The organism is Vibrio sp. HENC-03, from assembly GCF_000305755.2.
GTDB lineage: Bacteria > Pseudomonadota > Gammaproteobacteria > Enterobacterales > Vibrionaceae > Vibrio > Vibrio owensii.
The window spans coordinates 20202-37124 of sequence record NZ_JH976114.1; the positions used below are offsets into that span (position 1 = coordinate 20202).

Consider the following 16923-nt stretch of genomic DNA (forward strand, 5'->3'; position numbering starts at 1 on the left):
AATTAGATTAAGAAGTCAAAGGAATCATTCTAATGAGCAAACCCATTGTATTGAGTGGTGTTCAACCTTCAGGTGAACTAAGTATCGGTAACTACTTGGGTGCTCTACGTCAATGGCAGCAGATGCAAGACGATTATGATTGCCAATACTGTGTGGTAGACCTTCATGCGATTACGGTTCGTCAGGACCCTAAAGCGCTGCATGAAGCGACTCTAGATGCACTGGCGATCTGTCTGGCAGTTGGTGTTGACCCGAAGAAGAGCACGCTATTTGTTCAGTCACACGTACCAGAGCATGCTCAACTTGGTTGGCTTCTTAACTGTTACACTCAAATGGGTGAACTGGGTCGTATGACGCAGTTTAAAGACAAATCTGCACGTTACTCAAACGACAGCTCAAGCCAGTTTGGTGATGTAAACGTGGGTCTGTTTGACTACCCAGTACTGATGGCGGCAGACATCCTGCTGTACGGTGCGCATCAAGTGCCTGTAGGTAGCGACCAGAAGCAACACCTAGAGCTAGCGCGTGATATTGCTAACCGCTTTAACAACATCTACTCACCAGAGCAGCCAATCTTCCAAGTGCCAGAGCCTTACATTCCGACGGTAAACGCGCGTGTAATGAGCCTTCAAGACGCAACGAAGAAGATGTCAAAATCTGATGACAACCGTAAGAACGTTATCACGTTGTTGGAAGAGCCTAAGTCGATCATTAAGAAGATCAACAAAGCGCAAACTGACACAGAAACGCCACCGCGTATCGCCCACGATTGGGACAACAAAGCAGGTATCTCTAACCTAATGGGTCTGTACTCTGCGGCAACAGGCATGAGCTTTGAAGAGATTGAAGCGAAATACCAAGGCGTTGAAATGTACGGTCCATTCAAGAAAGACGTTGGTGAAGCTCTAGTTACTATGCTTGAACCTATTCAAGCTGAATACCACCGTATCCGTGCTGACCGCGCTTACATGAACGAAGTGATGAAGCAAGGCGCTGAGAAAGCATCGGCACGCGCGGCTGAAACGTTGAAGAAAGCGTACGAAGCAGTAGGTTTTGTTGCTCGTCCATAGTTGCTAAAGAACATTCAGAATTCAAAAGCTCCACCATTGGTGGAGCTTTTTTTATGCTTGTATTACTGGAATGGAGTGTCTTGTTCGCAGCGTTCCATATCGTAATACTCCACACGTCCTCTTTTTCCCAAGAACTCGGACTTTACGACGAGCCCGCGATCGACGAAATAGCTCAACTCAATACATGATATTTCATAACTGATTTCTTTTATCCTTGCGGGTTTCCAATAGTAGCCAGGGCCAGGCAATCGGGCGGTATAGGTGATTAAGCCATTGTCACTTACTTTAAACATTTCGAACTCACTGAGTTCTTGCTTAGCCACTTCGACCAGATGCTCAGAGGTACTTGGTTCGATGGGCTCACTCGAGGTCAATTGACACCCCGCCATTAACATTGAAGCCGAAAGGGCTAGCGCAATCTGCTGAAATCGTTTCATTTTCTTATCCTGATAGTCGTTATTGGAGACCTTGTTCTCTGTCTCTTGCGGGTTTTATAACGAGTGATTATGGATTTGGCTAGTATTGTGTGGTGAAAATGATGTTTGATTTATAAAAATTTGAACTTAACAGGCTTAAATAACCAGAAAGCTTATTTTGATTCACACGGTAAAAAGGAAGGAAATAATAAGTTTTGTTATTCTAAATTAGCATTAATTAATGTTTAGTTTGGGTTACTAGAATGAAGTGAATTCAAAATAAATATCCAGATATTCACATAACATGTTGAGAAATATAAAACTGAGTAATAAGTCTAATTCTAGCCCTTTATTGGTTTAGTTACTGTATTTGTTACAAAAACTGTTTAAATGAACAGCCCTGGCATAATTTTACGTATCCACATGTGATTTATTTCACGGCTTTTACTGGTCTTTCTTATTTATTTCATAAATAAACCTGATAGTAGGCGCAAATAGTGGGCTCTGCTTAGGGCTTAGTTTGCATTTAAATAAATATCAGGTACGACAATGGATACGTTAATCAAACCCTCTTTACTGGCACTGACGATTGCTAGCGCGCTTAGTGCTAACGCTAACGCAGAAATTATCATCTCTCAGTATGTAGAAGGTGGTTCATACAACAAAGCAGTAGAGATCGCGAACACAGGCGATGCAGCGGTAACGCTAACCGGTTACGAGCTAGCGAAATCATCAAACGGTGGCGGTACTTGGGGTAGCACACTCGATCTTAGCCAAGTGACGCTACAAGCTAACCAAGTGTATGTACTGGCGCATGGTGACGCGAGCGACGCCATCAAAGCTGTCGCGGATATTACAGATAAAAGCGTCGCGAACTTTAACGGTGATGATCCGATCGCACTGCTTAAAGATGGTGAAGTGCACGACATCATCGGTGTGATGGGTGACGTAGATTTTGGTAAAGACACCACATTGGTTCGTAACAGTGATGCACTAACCCCTTCTGCTACTTATGATGCATCTCAGTGGACGGCATTTGAGAAAGACAACATTGACGGCCTTGGTGAGTTGAATGCGACTGAGCCACCAGCACCATTTGCTTGTGAAGTCGACGGTCAGCAACCTAACTTCACTGCTATCCAAGATATTCAAGGTGAAGGCGATACGTCTCCATTCATTGATGGTTACCCATACATTACTGACGAAGATCATTTCGTAACTGGTGTCGTGACTGCTGTTACCACTGGCCTAACCAAAGGTTTCTACCTACAAGCACTAGAAAGTGATAACAACGACAAGACCTCAGAAGGTTTGTTCATTCATACCGATGCGGCAGACACGGAGCTAAAAGCTGGTGACGTTGTTTGTGTTAAAGGTAAAGTTCAAGAGTACTACAGCAATACTCAGCTAGCTTCTGATGCTAACAGCTATGTGAAAACAGGCACATCGGATATTCCTCGAGTTACCGATCTTGTTATCAAAGAAGGTGAAACACTACGTGATGCGCTAGAGCGTCATGAAGGCATGCAAGTTGAACTAACTTCGGCAAGTGACCTGTTTGTAACTCGCAACTTCTCTTACGACTACGATTCACGTCGTAACAACATGATGTTGTCTCATGAAGCGCCATTGTTTAAGCCGACTCAATTGCACGCTGCAGAGAGCGATGCAGCCGTTGAGCTTGCAAAAGACAACGCAGCGAACCGCGTATACCTAGAATCTGATGGCAAAGCACCAAACGGCCAAATCCCTTACTACCCAGACTTTGCTAAAGATGCAGATCAAGATGGCTCTTCTGAACAGCACATTCGCCTTGGTTCGCGAGTAGAAGGTCTGCAGGGCGTGGTGGCTTACAGCTACAATGAATACCGCCTGATTGCGACCAATGAAGTCGATAACACCAACTTCGTGACTTCAGGTGAAGGCTTCGACGTAGCTCGTAAAGATGCTCCAGCAATTGCGGATTCAGATTTGCGTATCGCCAGCTTCAACGTACTAAACTACTTCAACTCTGTGGCTGACAGTGGCCATGAAAACCCAACCGGACAAAACCGCGGTGCGACTAACCTAGATGAGTTCCTGATCCAACAAGCGAAAATCGTTGCGGCGATGAACAAGATGGACGCTGACATCATTGGTTTGATGGAAGTCGAGAACAACGGCTTTGGTGATAGCAGTGCGGTGAAGAATTTGGTTGACGCATTGAACGCTGAAATCGAAGATGCAGAAGATCATTACACTTACGTTGAAATCGCGGATCAAGACAAATACCAAGATGAGTACTTTGGTAGTGATGCGATCATGGTGGCAATCCTATACCGTGCAAACGAAGTGACGCCAAAAGAAGCGGCGAAAGTGATTGTGACGCCAGAGCAGCACATCGAAGAAAACACCATTACGCGTAATGACGGTGCGGAAGGCAACCCAGCTTACGACAAATACCAACGTCATAGCTTGCTACAAACCTTCACGGTGAAAGAGACAGGTAAAGATCTGTCTGTTGTTGTTAACCACTTCAAATCGAAAGGTTCTGAATGTATTGAAGAGTGGATTGCGGGCGTAGAAGATTCTGAGCCAGCGGATCTGCAAGGCAACTGTAACAACTTCCGTGTTTCTGCTGCTAACGTTGTGGGTGATGCTCTGAAAGGCATTGAAGGTGACGTGCTAGTAATGGGCGACCTGAACGCCTACGGCATGGAAGATCCTCTGCTTACACTGACTGATTACTCGAAAGAGAAATACGGCCGTGACATTTACACTGCAGCTTACACAACCATTGGTGGTGGTGAGCTTCAAGTCGAGAAGACCAAAATTGAAAAAGGCTACGGTTACCATAACCTGAACACAGTACTTCACGGTGCAGATACCTTCTCATACACATACTCTGGTGAACTAGGTAACCTAGACCACGCGTTGGCGAGCAACAGCTTGGCACAAAAAGTGGTGGCGATTGAAGATTGGCACATCAACTCACTAGAAAGTAACTTGTTCGAATACAGCAGCAAGTACACCGGTGATATGCCGAAGTACAAAGATGCGTTCTCTGCGTCTGACCATGATCCTGTGATCATCGCGATTGATTTCCCAGATACAGATATCGATCTACCAAGCTCAGGTGAAAACTTAGCAGTGGAAGTTCGTCTACCACCAAACGCAGTTGTCGGTGATATCGTGACAGTAAGCCTAACGGAAGCAACTCAAGCGGCGTCGTCAACGTCAGATGCTGATGGTTACGAAGCGAGTGCAACTCTGACACAAACGGACATTGATGCTCGTCGCGTGAGTGTGGAATTCGACAAAGCACCAACGGAAGGCCAGTACGTTCTAGAAGAGAAAGTGACAGATTCTACCGGTAACACGGTTAAGTTCAGTGATTCTCGCGATGTTACGCTAGAGCCGTCGAGCACTAACCCATCAGACGATGATGATGGTGGTTCATTTGGCTTTGGTGCGCTAATTGCGTTGCTAGGTCTAGGCTTATTCCGCCGTCGCCGCTAAGCGAATTTATTTCCTGACAAACAGTTCCTAAATAGCTGTAAAGACCAAAGGCCAGCCTATGCTGGCCTTTTTATTCAGCAAAAACTTGCCTTTCTTGCTTGGTATAGCAAAATACCGCCCTTGATTGTCACGAATGTGGCGATTCACTACGTAAGCATTGCCAAAACGGATTGGAGCAACCGACCCTTTATGTTGTTGATCATCGATAACTACGACTCTTTTACCTACAACCTTTACCAATACTTCTGCGAGCTTGGTGCAGACGTAAAGGTGGTGCGTAACGATGAAATCGACATCCAAGGTATTGAGGCGCTCAACCCAACTCATTTGGTGATCTCTCCAGGGCCATGTACCCCTAACGAAGCAGGTATCTCTCTACAAGCCATTGAACACTTTGCTGGTAAGTTACCTATCTTGGGCGTTTGCCTTGGCCATCAGGCGATTGCGCAGGTGTTTGGAGGGGAAGTGGTACGTGCTCGACAAGTGATGCACGGCAAGACCTCTCCAATTCGTCACAACGGTCGCAGTGTGTTTAAAAATCTTAATAACCCACTGACGGTAACCCGCTACCATTCTCTGGTGGTGAAAAACGGCACATTACCTGATGTGTTTGAATTGACCGCTTGGACCGAACGGCCTGACGGAACCATGGACGAAATCATGGGCTATCAGCATAAAACCCTGCCAATTGACGCGGTACAGTTTCATCCTGAGTCGATTAAGACAGAACAAGGTCACGAGCTGCTTGCAAACTTTCTTGCGCGCAAAGCGATCTGATCGCGATCACCTTTCTTAACAAATTCTTCATGTTTTTCGCCTGAGAATGGGAATGCAAAACTATGCGTTCCGTCTATTTGCTGGCGGCTATTCATTTTTCTCCTTTCTTTCTAACCCTTGTCATACATAACTTTTATAAAAAATTGCTTCTCTATTTGCGTTTCTTGGTGCATAAATAATCATAGATAGTGAGTATGGGTGGTTGCGCTCCAAAGCGAAAAGAATAAATCACTATTGAAATGGTTAATTAAATGTAAATACAATGCCGCAATAGCTTAAATGCAAAACATTATTTGCTGGCAAAGAGTGCCGGTTAAATTCGCTTATCTGCTAGGCATGCGGTATCAAGAAGGAATGTGCAATGACAACGGAAAACAAAGTAGAGCGCGGTTTATTCGATGAGGTAATGGTACCTTGCTATAACCCGATGGAAATGATCCCTGTAAAAGGTGAAGGTTCACGCATTTGGGATCAGAACGGAAATGAATACATCGACTTTGCTGGTGGTATTGCGGTGAGCTGTCTTGGTCATTGTCACCCAGTTATGGTGAACGCATTGACTGAGCAAGGTAACAAGCTTTGGCACCTAAGTAATGTTATGACTAACGAGCCTGCACTGCGATTGGCGAAGAAGCTAACAGAAGTCAGCTTTGCTGAGCGCGTGTTCTTCGCTAACTCTGGCGCAGAAGCAAACGAAGCGGCACTAAAGCTAGCGCGTCGTTACGCAGCAGACGTTCATGGTACAGAGAAATCTGAAATCATCGCATTCAAACAAGGTTTCCACGGTCGTACTTTCTTCACGGTAACGGTTGGCGGTCAAGCGGCTTACTCAGACGGTTTCGGCCCTAAGCCAGGCGATGTGACACACCTTCCTTACAACGATATCGAAGCACTACAAGCACACATGTCTGATCGCACTTGTGCGGTAATGATGGAGCCTCTACAAGGTGAGGGCGGCATCATTCCACCAACTCCTGAATTCGCTCAAGCGGTTCGCGAGCTGTGCGACAAGCACAACGCACTGCTTATCTTCGATGAAGTGCAAACTGGTAACGGTCGTACGGGTCACTTCTACGCATACCAAGGTCTAGGCATTACGCCAGACATTCTAAGCACAGCGAAATCACTGGGTGGCGGTTTCCCTATCGGTGCCATGCTAACGACGGCAAAACTGGCTGAGCACATGAAAGTGGGCACGCACGGTTCAACTTACGGCGGTAACCCACTAGCGTGTGCGGTTGCAGAAGCGGTTGTTGAAGAGGTGACAAAACCAGAAGTATTGGCTGGCGTACTAGAGCGTGAAGCCATGTTCCGTGAAGGTCTGGAGAAGATCAACGCGAAATACAACATCTTCTCTGAAGTGCGCGGTAAAGGTCTACTGCTTGGTGCGGCACTGAATGAAGAGTGGCAAGGTCGTGCGCGTGACGTACTGGTTGCTGCAGGTAAACAAGGTCTCATGGTATTGGTTGCGGGTGCCAATGTCGTACGTTTCACACCATCACTCGTTATCACACAACAAGAAATCGAAGAAGGTTTGGCGAAGCTAGATAAAGCGATCGCAACGCTGGTTTAAGCGCGATCTCAGCTTATCGTCAACTTAGAAACCCCCATCAAGGATCTCTGATGGGGGTATTGTTCCTACAATATAGTTAGGATCTTCTTGCATCTGGAGGGAGTATTGATGCTAGTAGTTCGCCCTATCGCAATGTCGGATTATGACGCACTGCACACCTGTGCGGTTGAGTCAGGTCATGGATTTACATCTCTACCGGTTAACGAAGAACTGTTAACCAATCGAATCAAACACTCAGAATACAGTTTTGGCAAACCTGATGTGAACGAAGCTGGTGATGAAGGCTACCTAATGGTGGGCTTTGAATCTGAAACTGGTGAAGTGGCAGGTACCACAGGTATTGAAGCTTCGATCGGTTGGGATGTGCCTTTTTATTCTTACCACATCAGCAAAGTGGTGCACTCGTCACCAAAGCTTGGCGTAAACAACGTGGTTAAGCTGCTGACGTTTGGTAATAACTACACGGGTAACAGTGAAATCTGTACCTTGTTCCTACGTGAGAAATTCCGTGGTGGCTTGAACGGGCGTCTGATGTCCAAGTGTCGTTTCTTAATGATGGCAGAGCACCCAGAACGTTTCTCGGAAACCATCTTTGCTGAAATGCGTGGTGTATCAGACGAGAACGGTAACTCGCCATTCTGGCAGTGGCTTCAAGAGCATTTCTTCTCTATCGATTTTACGCTTGCGGATTACCTAACCGGTATCGGCAAGAAGGGCTTTATCGCCGACTTGATGCCGAAGTTGCCAATCTACATCAACCTATTGAGCCCAGAAGCACAAGCCGTGATTGGTAAAGTACACGACAACACGCGTCCAGCATTGAAACTGCTTGAGCGTGAAGGTTTTACCAACCGTGGATACGTCGACATTTTCGATGGTGGTCCAACGGTTGAATGTGACCTACGTAATATCGAATCGGTACGCCACTCATTCCGCGCGCAAGTCAAAATCTCGGAGCACACCAGCACACAAGACTTCTTGATGTGTAATTCGTCATTCGAGAACTTCCGTGCAGCAGCAGCAAAAGCAGCGTATGACGCAGAAACGCAAAGCGTAGTGCTTGCACCGGAATTGGCGGATGCACTCTTGGTTGAGGAAGGGGATTTTGTTCGCCTTCTTCCGCAGTAACTGACGACAGAATTTAAGGATAGAAACAATGACACATTGGATTGCAGGTGAATGGGTACAAGGTCAGGGTGAAGCATTTACGTCTCTGTCGCCTTACAACCAAGAAGAGATCTGGCAAGGCAACGGCGCAACAGCAGAGCAGGTTAACCAAGCGGTATCTGCGGCGCGTGAAGCGTTTGTTGATTGGAAGAAGCGCCCATTTGCAGAGCGCGAAGCGATCGTGTTGGCTTTTGCTGAGAAAGTAAAAGAGAACAGCGAAAAAATCGCTGAAGTGATTGCCAAAGAAACCGGCAAGCCAATCTGGGAAACACGTACCGAAGCAGCAGCGATGGCGGGTAAAATTGCGATTTCCATTCGTGCTTATCACGACCGTACCGGTGAAGCGACACGTGAAGCCGCAGGTAACCAAATTGTATTGCGTCATCGCCCACTAGGTGTGATGGCGGTGTTTGGTCCTTACAACTTCCCAGGTCACTTGCCAAATGGTCACATTGTGCCAGCACTATTGGCTGGTAACACCGTAGTCTTCAAACCGTCTGAGCAAACGCCATGGACGGGTGAACTCGCTATGAAGCTATGGGAAGAGGTCGGTCTACCAAAAGGTGTGATTAACCTAGTCCAAGGCGCGAAAGAAACCGGTATTGCGCTGGCAGATGCGAAAGGCATTGATGGCGTGTTGTTCACTGGCAGTGCAAACACAGGTCATGTTCTGCATCGTCAGTTTGCTGGTCAGCCGGGCAAAATGCTGGCGCTTGAAATGGGTGGTAACAACCCGATGGTTATCTCGGATAACTACGGCGACCTAGACGCAACGGTTTATACCATTATCCAATCTGCCTTCATCAGTGCAGGACAACGCTGTACCTGTGCTCGTCGTCTATACATTCCATTTGGCGACAAGGGTGATGCAGTCATTACTAAGCTGGTGGAAGCGACACTCAATATTCGTGTAGACCAACCATTTGCAGAGCCTGCACCATTCATGGGACCGCAAATTTCGCTTGCGGCAGCCAAGTTCATTCTCGATGCACAAGCGAACTTGCAAGCACTGGGTGGCGAAAGCTTGATTGAAGCCAAAGCAGGTGAAGCGGCGTTTGTTTCTCCGGGTATCATCGATGTGACGAACATTGCCGAATTGCCAGATGAAGAGTACTTCGGTCCACTTCTGCAAGTGGTGCGCTACGAAGGGCTGGAGAAAGCAGTAGAGCTGGCGAACGATACGCGCTTTGGTCTATCTGCAGGTCTGGTTTCAACCGACGATCAAGAGTGGGAATACTTCGTTGACCACATTCGTGCAGGCATCGTGAACCGTAACCGCCAGCTAACAGGCGCAAGTGGTGATGCACCATTTGGTGGTCCGGGTGCGTCGGGTAACCTACGTCCAAGTGCTTACTACGCAGCAGACTACTGTGCGTACCCAATGGCATCAATGGAAGGACAAGAGACGGTCTTGCCTGCCACATTGAGCCCGGGTGTAAGCCTGTAATAGAGAAATATGAAGCGGTGACAAAGTATCGCCGCTTCTCTCTGCCGGAGCTATTTACCAAGTTAGGATTCTGGTAAGCGCGCTGGCAAACGCCAAAGGCGAGCTTAAGACTCTCCAGAGCGTGTTGACTGACTGGCACTTATGCCACACATACCGTCACAGGTTGATGGCCGCTCGTTCGTGATTCTGGACAGCTTTAGGGCTGTGAACGAGCGGTCAACTTCCTCTTACCCCTAACTCTACATTTCATAACAAGGAGTCGTTATGACGCCCGATGTGTTATTTGAATCGCTATGGCAAGACTACATTCAACGTCTTTGCCCTTCCGCTGCTAAAGTCCATCAACTTCTTCAAGAAGATGAGCCTCTGATTAATGACCATATTGCGCTACGTACGTTTAATGTCGCTCCCCTAGGCATTGAAACGTTAGCCAAGCCATTCCTAGCGGTGGGTTACAAAGCCTGTGGTGACTACGTATTTGAAAGCAAAAAGCTGGTGGCAAAACATTTTGAGCACCCAGATCCAAAACAACCAAAAGTATTCATCAGTGAGTTGAAAGTGGATGAGTGCTCACCAGATCTACAAGCCATCGTTCATAAACTGGTAGAGCAGGTTGATGCTTCTAAACTGACCGGCAGTGACTTCTTGTACGGCGGACGTTTGTGGGACCTCAGTTATGCTGACTTCCAAACTCTGGCGAAAGAGAGTGAATACGCTTCTTGGCTTGCTGCGCACGGTTACGGAGCAAACCACTTCACAGTGAGTGTGAATCAACTCAACCAGCATGAAGAAGTAAAGCAAGTGAACGACCACCTACGTACAGTAGGGTTCACCATCAACGAGAATGGCGGTGAAGTAAAAGGCACGCCAGAGGTGTTACTAGAGCAATCATCGACCATGGCAGACAAAGTGCCAGTGACCTTTACTGAAGGCGTTGAGGTGATTCCTGGAGGCTTCTACGAGTTTGCTAAGCGCTACCCAATGGATAACGGTGAGTTGTACCCAGGATTTGTGGCTGCATCGGCAGATAAGATCTTCGAAAGCACCAACGGGTAGAAAGAATCGAGAACGTGCTACGCACTAGAGATGCGGGAACGCTTTGCTTCGAGATAGTTGAAAACTCGAAATCTGAGAGGGCTTTATCTCGTAGGACGAAGTCCGCTCTCGGAACGCAGTGTTCTCGACTCTCGATTCTTTGCTTTCCGTTCCCGATTCCCAAAAAAGAAAAAGCCACCAAACTTGCATTTGGTGGCTTTTAAATTTTTTAAACGTTAATCGAGATTAACGAGTCCCGTAAACAACGATAGTTTTACCGTGCGCAGAAATTAGGTTCTGCTCTTCTAGCATCTTCAAGATACGACCTACTGTCTCACGAGAACAGCCAACAATTTGACCGATTTCTTGACGAGTGATCTTGATTTGCATGCCGTCTGGGTGCGTCATCGCATCTGGCTGTTTAGCAAGGTTCAGAAGAGTCTGAGCGATACGACCAGTTACGTCTAGGAACGCTAGGTCACCCACTTTTTGGCTAGTAACTTGTAGACGACGAGCCATCTGCGCAGAAAGACGCATTAGGATGTCTGGGTTAACTTGGATAAGTTGACGGAATTTCTTGAAAGAAATCTCAGCCACTTCACAAGGAGATTTAGCGCGAACCCAAGCTGTACGCTCTTGGTCTTCTTCGAATAGACCAAGTTCACCAATGAAGTCGCCCTGGTTTAGGTAAGAAAGGATCATTTCCTTACCTTCTTCGTCTTTGATAAGAACCGCAACAGAACCTTTAACGATGTAGTACAAAGTCTCTGCTTTTTCGCCCGCGTGAATTAGCGTGCTTTTTGATGGGTACTTATGAATATGACAGTGTGAAAGAAACCACTCTAATGTTGGGTCGGTTTGAGGTTTACCTAGAACCATAATATCTCACTTCCTCTGCAGGGTACGCTTGCGCTATCCATATTTTAGCTAAGCCTGAATTGGCCTACTAGAATAAGAGCACTTTTTATATGCTGCAAGCTCTCTTGTGTTTCGGTTAGAAATAGTATCCTTTTTCGAAAACGATTTCTTGATTTTAATCGTGCCATGATTGAGATTTTGTAAGCAAAACTGTGCACATGATCACGGTATGAAAAGTAAACACTCCAGTAGGGAGGTTTTTAGCCAATTTTCCCTGTTTCGATGAGTTGTTGCAGAATCGGCCTTACTATGAGCTCCATTGCAAAGCTCATCTTGCCACCAGGAACCACAATGGTGTTATGGCGAGACATGAATGAGCCATCAATCATCGCCAACAAATACGGGAAGTCGACATTCTTGATACCGCGTAGGCGGATCACCACAAAACTCTCATCCAAACTTGGGATGCCTTTGGCGTTAAGTGGGTTAGAAGTATCGACGGTCGGTACGCGCTGGAAGTTGATATGTGTACGAGAAAATTGCGGGGTAATGTAGTTTAGGTAATCGTCCATCGAGCGCACGATCGAATCCATCACCGCTTCTCTCGAATGACCACGATCGCGTGTGTCACGAACGAACTTTTGAATCCATTCCAAGTTTACAATCGGCACCATGCCAATCAGAAAATCGACGTGACGCGCCACATTGACATCACCATCTACCACGCCACCGTGTAAACCTTCATAGAACAGTACATCGCTGTTTTCTGGCAGATCTTGCCAAGGCGTAAAGGTGCCCGGCATTTGGTTGTATGGAACGGCTTCATCAAAAGTATGCAGATAGCGGCGCACGCTGCCAGTGCCATCTTCACCAAACTTACGGAAGAACTCTTCTAGCCCCGGAAAGTCATTGGCTTGTGGACCAAAGTAGCTGATGTGTTTGCCTTGCTCACGCGCTTTGCGGATTTCGACATCCATCTCTGGACGTGTAAAGCGGTGGAAGCTGTCACCTTCAACCCACGCTGGTTTGACGTTCATCATATTGAACATCTTACGGAAGGCTTCAGAAGTGGTGGTTGTGCCGGCACCGGACGAACCAGTAACCGCAATGATTGGGTGTTTCGCTGACATGACAAACCTTGTCGAAAATTACTTACCTGTAAAGTGCAGCACACGTATGCTGCACGGTCGATAACCCACTATAGCACGTAACAAGCCCTTGTCATCGAGTGGGATACGGTAAAATGTGAAGGGTCTAAAACTTTGCTTTTAGTTGGATATCAACCGTTTCATGAAGCTCAGAAAATACGATGACCGCTTCGCCTTTCTCTAATTGGGATTTGACCTGATTGATTTTACTCTGCAATGAAACTTCGACTGAGCCGTAGTCGGTGCCTTCACGTAGCACGAATTCGCGGATCAGGTTTTCTAGTGTCTCTGGCGCAATGTCTTGCCATGGAATGATCATAAATACCTCAAACTTTTATGATGTTTAGTGCGTGCAGAAGCGTTATGTCTGACACGTCTAGTAGTTTACTGTGTTCGCGGCACGGATACAGCAGAAAGGTAGTCTGCGGCGATACTTTCGTAATATGAAGGCAAGGCTTCTTCCAACCAGAACTTAGGTTTTAATGCCGTGCCTGTCAGGAAGCCAACGTGACCACCATGCTCATAAAGTCGGTAATCGATGTTGTCTGGCAACACGAATTTTGGGATCACCTCTTCGGTCATAAACGGATCGTCTTTAGCGTGGATGATCAGGGTTGGTAAGGTGATCTGTTGCAGCTTGCTTAAGCCAGAACACTGATCGTAATAATCTTGCGCGTCTTTAAAACCATGCAAAGGGGCAGTGATCAGATCGTCGAATTCGTATAAGCGCGTCACGCGTTTGATTGAGTTATACGACAAGGCGAGTTCACCTTGGATTAAGTCGTGTTTCTGCAGTGCATTGCGTTTGAGCGAAGAGAGTAGGTAGCGCTTGTAGACTTTCGAGAAGCCTTGTTCAATACGGTTAGCACACGCTGCCAAATCCAGTGGCGCAGACACAATGGTTGCGGCACTTAAGATAGGATCGTCTTTGTACTCAGCCAAGTAGTTCGCCAACATGTTTCCGCCAAGAGAAATGCCGACCGCGACTTTTGGGTTATTGGGAAACTGCTGATTGAGCTGCTGAAGAAAGAAGCGAGCATCGGTCACTTCGCCAGAATGATAAGCGCGGGCTTTCTTGTTTGGTTTACCGCTGCAACCACGAAAGTGCATCATGACCGACAGCCAACCCGATTTAGAGAAGGCGTTCATCAAACCGTTCGCATACGGGCTATAGAAGCAGCCTTCCAAGCCATGAAATAGGACGAAAATAGGCTTATTGCGTGCGGCTTCAGAATCTGGCTGTTGTGACCATGCCAAATCGAGGAAGTCACCATCCGGTGTATCGAGTGTTTGCCAAACAGGCGTAAACAACGCTTTTTTGCGGATAAAGCGCGGTAATAGCGTCTGGAGATGCGGGTTCTTAATCCCGGCGGCTGCGAAAAATTGTGTCATACCTAACTGCTCTTATATGGTCCTTCAATGTTCGCTGAAGAACTTATTAATATAATCCTTTATAGCTTTAGTATAGATATTTTACTGGTTTATGACGGATTTATGGATGGTGAATGTTCGGAACGGGAATTGAGAACGCCTGTTGCAAATGCTCTCCACCCAATTGGCGGCAGTATCTCAGCGTCAGTGGGTCACCATCGTTTTTGACTAATTGAAGTGAGTTAACACAGTCAACTAAGTCTGATTGCTGTTGCTTTTCGAGCTGCAATTCGAACTGCAATGCTTCTCGATAAAGTGCGTCGTTGACTTGCGCTTTGAGGTGGCGACGAAGTTCGCGGTAAGAGTGGAGTAGGGTTTCGCTTCGACCAAGACAGCCTTGCACCAAGTGCCAGTCTTGCTCTTGGAAAATCACCTGCTGCTCATCGAGCCATCTGAGCAGCAGTAATAGGTTCACGTTGCCGTGGTAGTTGTTTTGCAATGATAAGCACGCTTCCTTCACTTCTCGCACACCATAAAATTGCAGACTGAACTGCCAAAGGTGTTCTAGGGTAAGAGTGTATTCTGCGTGCTCGTTTGTCATTGATTAAACTCTAGTTCCATCTGCTCGAGTGTTTCTTGGGCAGACATCCATTCCATTTCTACTTCTTCAAGATCTGCTTTGCTAGAAGCTTGAAGCGCCAACACTTCGTTAAGTTTAGCCTTGTTTTCGGCTTCATACAGCGAGTTATCCGCTAATTGCTCTTCTGCTTTCGCTAGAGCTTCACCTAACTTATCCATTTTGTTTTCTAACTGTGTCAGCGTTTTGCGAATTGGTGCGGTCTGCTTACGAAATTCTGCTTCGCGTCGCTTTTGCTCTTTTTTCGCCGCTGCACTGTTGGCGTTATCTTTAACTGGCTGAGCTGCTTGTGCTTCTTTACGCTCGGCTTTTTGTTGCTCGGTCAACCACTTGTAGTAATCGCTCAAGTCACCGTCGAATGGTGCCACTTGGCGATCGTGCACAAGGTACAAATCATCTGTGGTTGCACGCAATAGGTAGCGGTCGTGCGAAACAATCACCATCGCACCTTCGAATGTTTGCAGTGCCATGGTCAGTGCTTGGCGCATGTCCAAGTCCAAGTGGTTGGTCGGTTCATCGAGTAGCAATAGGTTCGGTTTCTGCCACACAATTAATGCCAATACCAAACGTGCTTTCTCACCACCTGAAAACGGTGCGACTTTCTCAAGCGCTTTATCACCTTGGAAACCAAAGCTACCTAGATAATCACGTAGCTGCTGCTCGGTTTGATCTGGTGCGATTTGCATCATGTGCTGCAGCGGTGTTTCTTCTGGGTGCAGTGTTTCTAGTTGGTGCTGAGCGAAGTAACCGATCTTCACGCCTTGCGAGTAAGTCAGATCGTCGCCTTGCGCTTTTAGCTCACCAGACAGCAATTTGATCAAGGTTGATTTACCCGCGCCGTTTCGGCCAAGTAGACCAATGCGGCTGCCCGGTACTAGGTTTAGGCGGATCTTCTCTAGGATCAGGTTGTCACCGTAGCCTGCCGACACTTCATCCATCATCATGATTGGGTTTGGTAGGGCTGCAGGATCGCGGAACTGGAAACTAAATGGGTTATCGAACTGCGCTGGCAGTACCTTTTCCATACGCTCCAGCGCTTTAATACGGCTTTGTGCTTGGCGCGCTTTCGATGCTTTGTAACGGAAGCGGTCAATGTAGCTTTGCATGTGCGACATCTGTTTCTGTTGCTTCTCGAACATCGCTTGTTGCAGCACCATTTTTTGTGCGCGTTGGTTTTCGAATGACGAGTAGTTACCCGTGTATTCGTTCAACTGCTGGTTCTCGATGTGAATGATGCGACCAACGATCGGGTCCAAGAAGTCACGGTCGTGCGAGATCAGAATCAGCGTGCCAGGGTAGTTTTGTAGCCAACGCTCTAGCCACATTACCGCGTCCAAATCCAAGTGGTTGGTTGGTTCGTCGAGTAACAGTAGATCAGAACGACACAATAGCGCTTGAGCCAAGTTAAGGCGCATACGCCAACCACCCGAGAACTGAGTCAGGTTCCAGCTCATTTGCTCTTGGCTAAAGCCCAGACCGTCAAGCAGTTCGGCAGCGCGAGCGCGAATGCTGTAACCGCCAATGGTTTCAATCTTGCCGTGGATCTCCGCAACTAAGGTGCCGTTGTCTTTCTCTTCGGCGATCGCCAGTTGAGCTTCAAGATCACGGAACTCTCGGTCACCATCAATAACGTATTCAATTGCGCTGCGGTCTAGTGCAGGGGTTTCCTGTGCTACCCATGCCAACTCCCAATGCTGTGGCTGACTAAATGAGCCCGCATCAATCGACAATTCGTCTTTCAGCAGTGCGAATAGAGTCGATTTACCACAGCCATTTTTACCAACCAGACCCACTTTATCGCCTGGGTGAATGGTTGCAGAAGCTTGGTCTAAAAGAGGTTTACCGCCACGCAGTAACTGAATATCAGAGAAGGTAATCATAGAGTTTTAATTCACTTTGCGCAGTGCGCGTTTCTTGGTCGTTGAT

The 16923-nt window shown here is 47.1% G+C and carries 14 protein-coding genes; 7 read left to right on the top strand and 7 right to left on the bottom strand.

Going from position 1 to position 16923, the window contains the following annotated elements; genetic code table 11:
- The first annotated feature begins 32 nt into the window (after positions 1-32).
- Positions 33-1070 carry a tryptophan--tRNA ligase gene (gene trpS, locus VCHENC03_RS16685; RefSeq protein ID WP_005432761.1) on the top strand — a complete coding sequence of 346 codons (1038 nt, stop codon included), beginning with the start codon at positions 33-35 and terminating at the stop codon, positions 1068-1070.
- A gap of 62 nt (positions 1071-1132) precedes the next feature.
- On the opposite strand, the gene VCHENC03_RS0125655 is transcribed toward trpS, so the two are convergent.
- Entirely contained in the window at positions 1133-1507 is a 375-nt protein-coding gene (locus VCHENC03_RS0125655) for a hypothetical protein (protein ID WP_032802536.1), read from the bottom strand.
- Positions 1508-2035: 528 nt separating this feature from the next.
- On the opposite strand from VCHENC03_RS0125655, the gene VCHENC03_RS16680 reads away from it, so the two are divergent.
- From VCHENC03_RS16680 to VCHENC03_RS16655, 6 genes are all read left to right on the top strand, one after another.
- Positions 2036-4984, top strand: coding sequence for an ExeM/NucH family extracellular endonuclease (locus VCHENC03_RS16680; protein WP_009705485.1), 2949 nt, complete (start codon positions 2036-2038; stop codon positions 4982-4984).
- Between the two features lie 189 nt (positions 4985-5173).
- Positions 5174-5761: an aminodeoxychorismate/anthranilate synthase component II gene (locus VCHENC03_RS16675; protein ID WP_009705486.1), complete on the top strand. Its 588-nt coding sequence runs from the start codon at positions 5174-5176 to the stop codon at positions 5759-5761.
- 361 nt (positions 5762-6122) lie between these two features.
- The gene (locus tag VCHENC03_RS16670; RefSeq protein ID WP_005438347.1) at positions 6123-7334 is read left to right on the top strand and encodes an aspartate aminotransferase family protein; all 1212 of its coding nucleotides are present in this window, start codon (positions 6123-6125) and stop codon (positions 7332-7334) included.
- 108 nt (positions 7335-7442) lie between these two features.
- Positions 7443-8462, top strand: coding sequence for an arginine N-succinyltransferase (astA, locus tag VCHENC03_RS16665; protein WP_009705488.1), 1020 nt, complete (start codon positions 7443-7445; stop codon positions 8460-8462).
- A 28-nt stretch (positions 8463-8490) separates the two neighbouring features.
- Positions 8491-9948 carry a succinylglutamate-semialdehyde dehydrogenase gene (astD, locus tag VCHENC03_RS16660; RefSeq protein WP_009705489.1) on the top strand — a complete coding sequence of 486 codons (1458 nt, stop codon included), beginning with the start codon at positions 8491-8493 and terminating at the stop codon, positions 9946-9948.
- Between the two features lie 264 nt (positions 9949-10212).
- Positions 10213-11004: a DUF1338 domain-containing protein gene (locus VCHENC03_RS16655; RefSeq protein ID WP_009705490.1), complete on the top strand. Its 792-nt coding sequence runs from the start codon at positions 10213-10215 to the stop codon at positions 11002-11004.
- A 225-nt stretch (positions 11005-11229) separates the two neighbouring features.
- Here VCHENC03_RS16655 and crp read toward each other — a convergent pair whose 3' ends face one another.
- The 6 genes from crp to VCHENC03_RS16625 all read right to left on the bottom strand — a co-directional run bounded on the left by crp (position 11230) and on the right by VCHENC03_RS16625 (position 16877).
- On the bottom strand, positions 11230-11862 hold the full coding sequence (gene crp / locus VCHENC03_RS16650) for a cAMP-activated global transcriptional regulator CRP (protein ID WP_005381432.1): 633 nt from the start codon (positions 11860-11862) through the stop codon (positions 11230-11232).
- A gap of 239 nt (positions 11863-12101) precedes the next feature.
- Positions 12102-12971 (bottom strand): phosphoribulokinase, encoded by an 870-nt coding sequence (locus tag VCHENC03_RS16645; protein WP_005438358.1) that lies wholly within the window; start codon positions 12969-12971, stop codon positions 12102-12104.
- A 124-nt stretch (positions 12972-13095) separates the two neighbouring features.
- Entirely contained in the window at positions 13096-13308 is a 213-nt protein-coding gene (locus VCHENC03_RS16640) for a YheU family protein (RefSeq protein ID WP_009705491.1), read from the bottom strand.
- Between the two features lie 65 nt (positions 13309-13373).
- Positions 13374-14381, bottom strand: coding sequence for a hydrolase (locus tag VCHENC03_RS16635; protein ID WP_009705492.1), 1008 nt, complete (start codon positions 14379-14381; stop codon positions 13374-13376).
- 100 nt (positions 14382-14481) lie between these two features.
- On the bottom strand, positions 14482-14961 hold the full coding sequence (locus tag VCHENC03_RS16630; RefSeq protein WP_009705493.1) for a TIGR02444 family protein: 480 nt from the start codon (positions 14959-14961) through the stop codon (positions 14482-14484).
- The gene (locus VCHENC03_RS16625) at positions 14958-16877 is read right to left on the bottom strand and encodes an ABC transporter ATP-binding protein (protein ID WP_009705494.1); all 1920 of its coding nucleotides are present in this window, start codon (positions 16875-16877) and stop codon (positions 14958-14960) included. The genes VCHENC03_RS16630 and VCHENC03_RS16625 overlap by 4 nt, the downstream gene beginning before the upstream one ends.
- Positions 16878-16923 lie beyond the last annotated feature (46 nt).

Excerpts from the sequence above, each read along its gene's own strand:
- VCHENC03_RS16670 (WP_005438347.1), top strand. The coding sequence starts at position 6,123 with ATGACAACGGAAAACAAAGTAGAGCGCGGTTTATTCGATGAGGTAATG.
- trpS (WP_005432761.1), top strand. The coding sequence starts at position 33 with ATGAGCAAACCCATTGTATTGAGTGGTGTTCAACCTTCAGGTGAACTA.
- VCHENC03_RS16640 (WP_009705491.1), bottom strand. The coding sequence starts at position 13,308 with ATGATCATTCCATGGCAAGACATTGCGCCAGAGACACTAGAAAACCTG.
- VCHENC03_RS0125655 (WP_032802536.1), bottom strand. The coding sequence starts at position 1,507 with ATGAAACGATTTCAGCAGATTGCGCTAGCCCTTTCGGCTTCAATGTTA.
- VCHENC03_RS16630 (WP_009705493.1), bottom strand. The coding sequence starts at position 14,961 with ATGACAAACGAGCACGCAGAATACACTCTTACCCTAGAACACCTTTGG.
- VCHENC03_RS16675 (WP_009705486.1), top strand. The coding sequence starts at position 5,174 with ATGTTGTTGATCATCGATAACTACGACTCTTTTACCTACAACCTTTAC.
- astD (WP_009705489.1), top strand. The coding sequence starts at position 8,491 with ATGACACATTGGATTGCAGGTGAATGGGTACAAGGTCAGGGTGAAGCA.
- crp (WP_005381432.1), bottom strand. The coding sequence starts at position 11,862 with ATGGTTCTAGGTAAACCTCAAACCGACCCAACATTAGAGTGGTTTCTT.
- VCHENC03_RS16645 (WP_005438358.1), bottom strand. The coding sequence starts at position 12,971 with ATGTCAGCGAAACACCCAATCATTGCGGTTACTGGTTCGTCCGGTGCC.
- VCHENC03_RS16655 (WP_009705490.1), top strand. The coding sequence starts at position 10,213 with ATGACGCCCGATGTGTTATTTGAATCGCTATGGCAAGACTACATTCAA.
- VCHENC03_RS16625 (WP_009705494.1), bottom strand. The coding sequence starts at position 16,877 with ATGATTACCTTCTCTGATATTCAGTTACTGCGTGGCGGTAAACCTCTT.
- astA (WP_009705488.1), top strand. The coding sequence starts at position 7,443 with ATGCTAGTAGTTCGCCCTATCGCAATGTCGGATTATGACGCACTGCAC.
- VCHENC03_RS16680 (WP_009705485.1), top strand. The coding sequence starts at position 2,036 with ATGGATACGTTAATCAAACCCTCTTTACTGGCACTGACGATTGCTAGC.
- VCHENC03_RS16635 (WP_009705492.1), bottom strand. The coding sequence starts at position 14,381 with ATGACACAATTTTTCGCAGCCGCCGGGATTAAGAACCCGCATCTCCAG.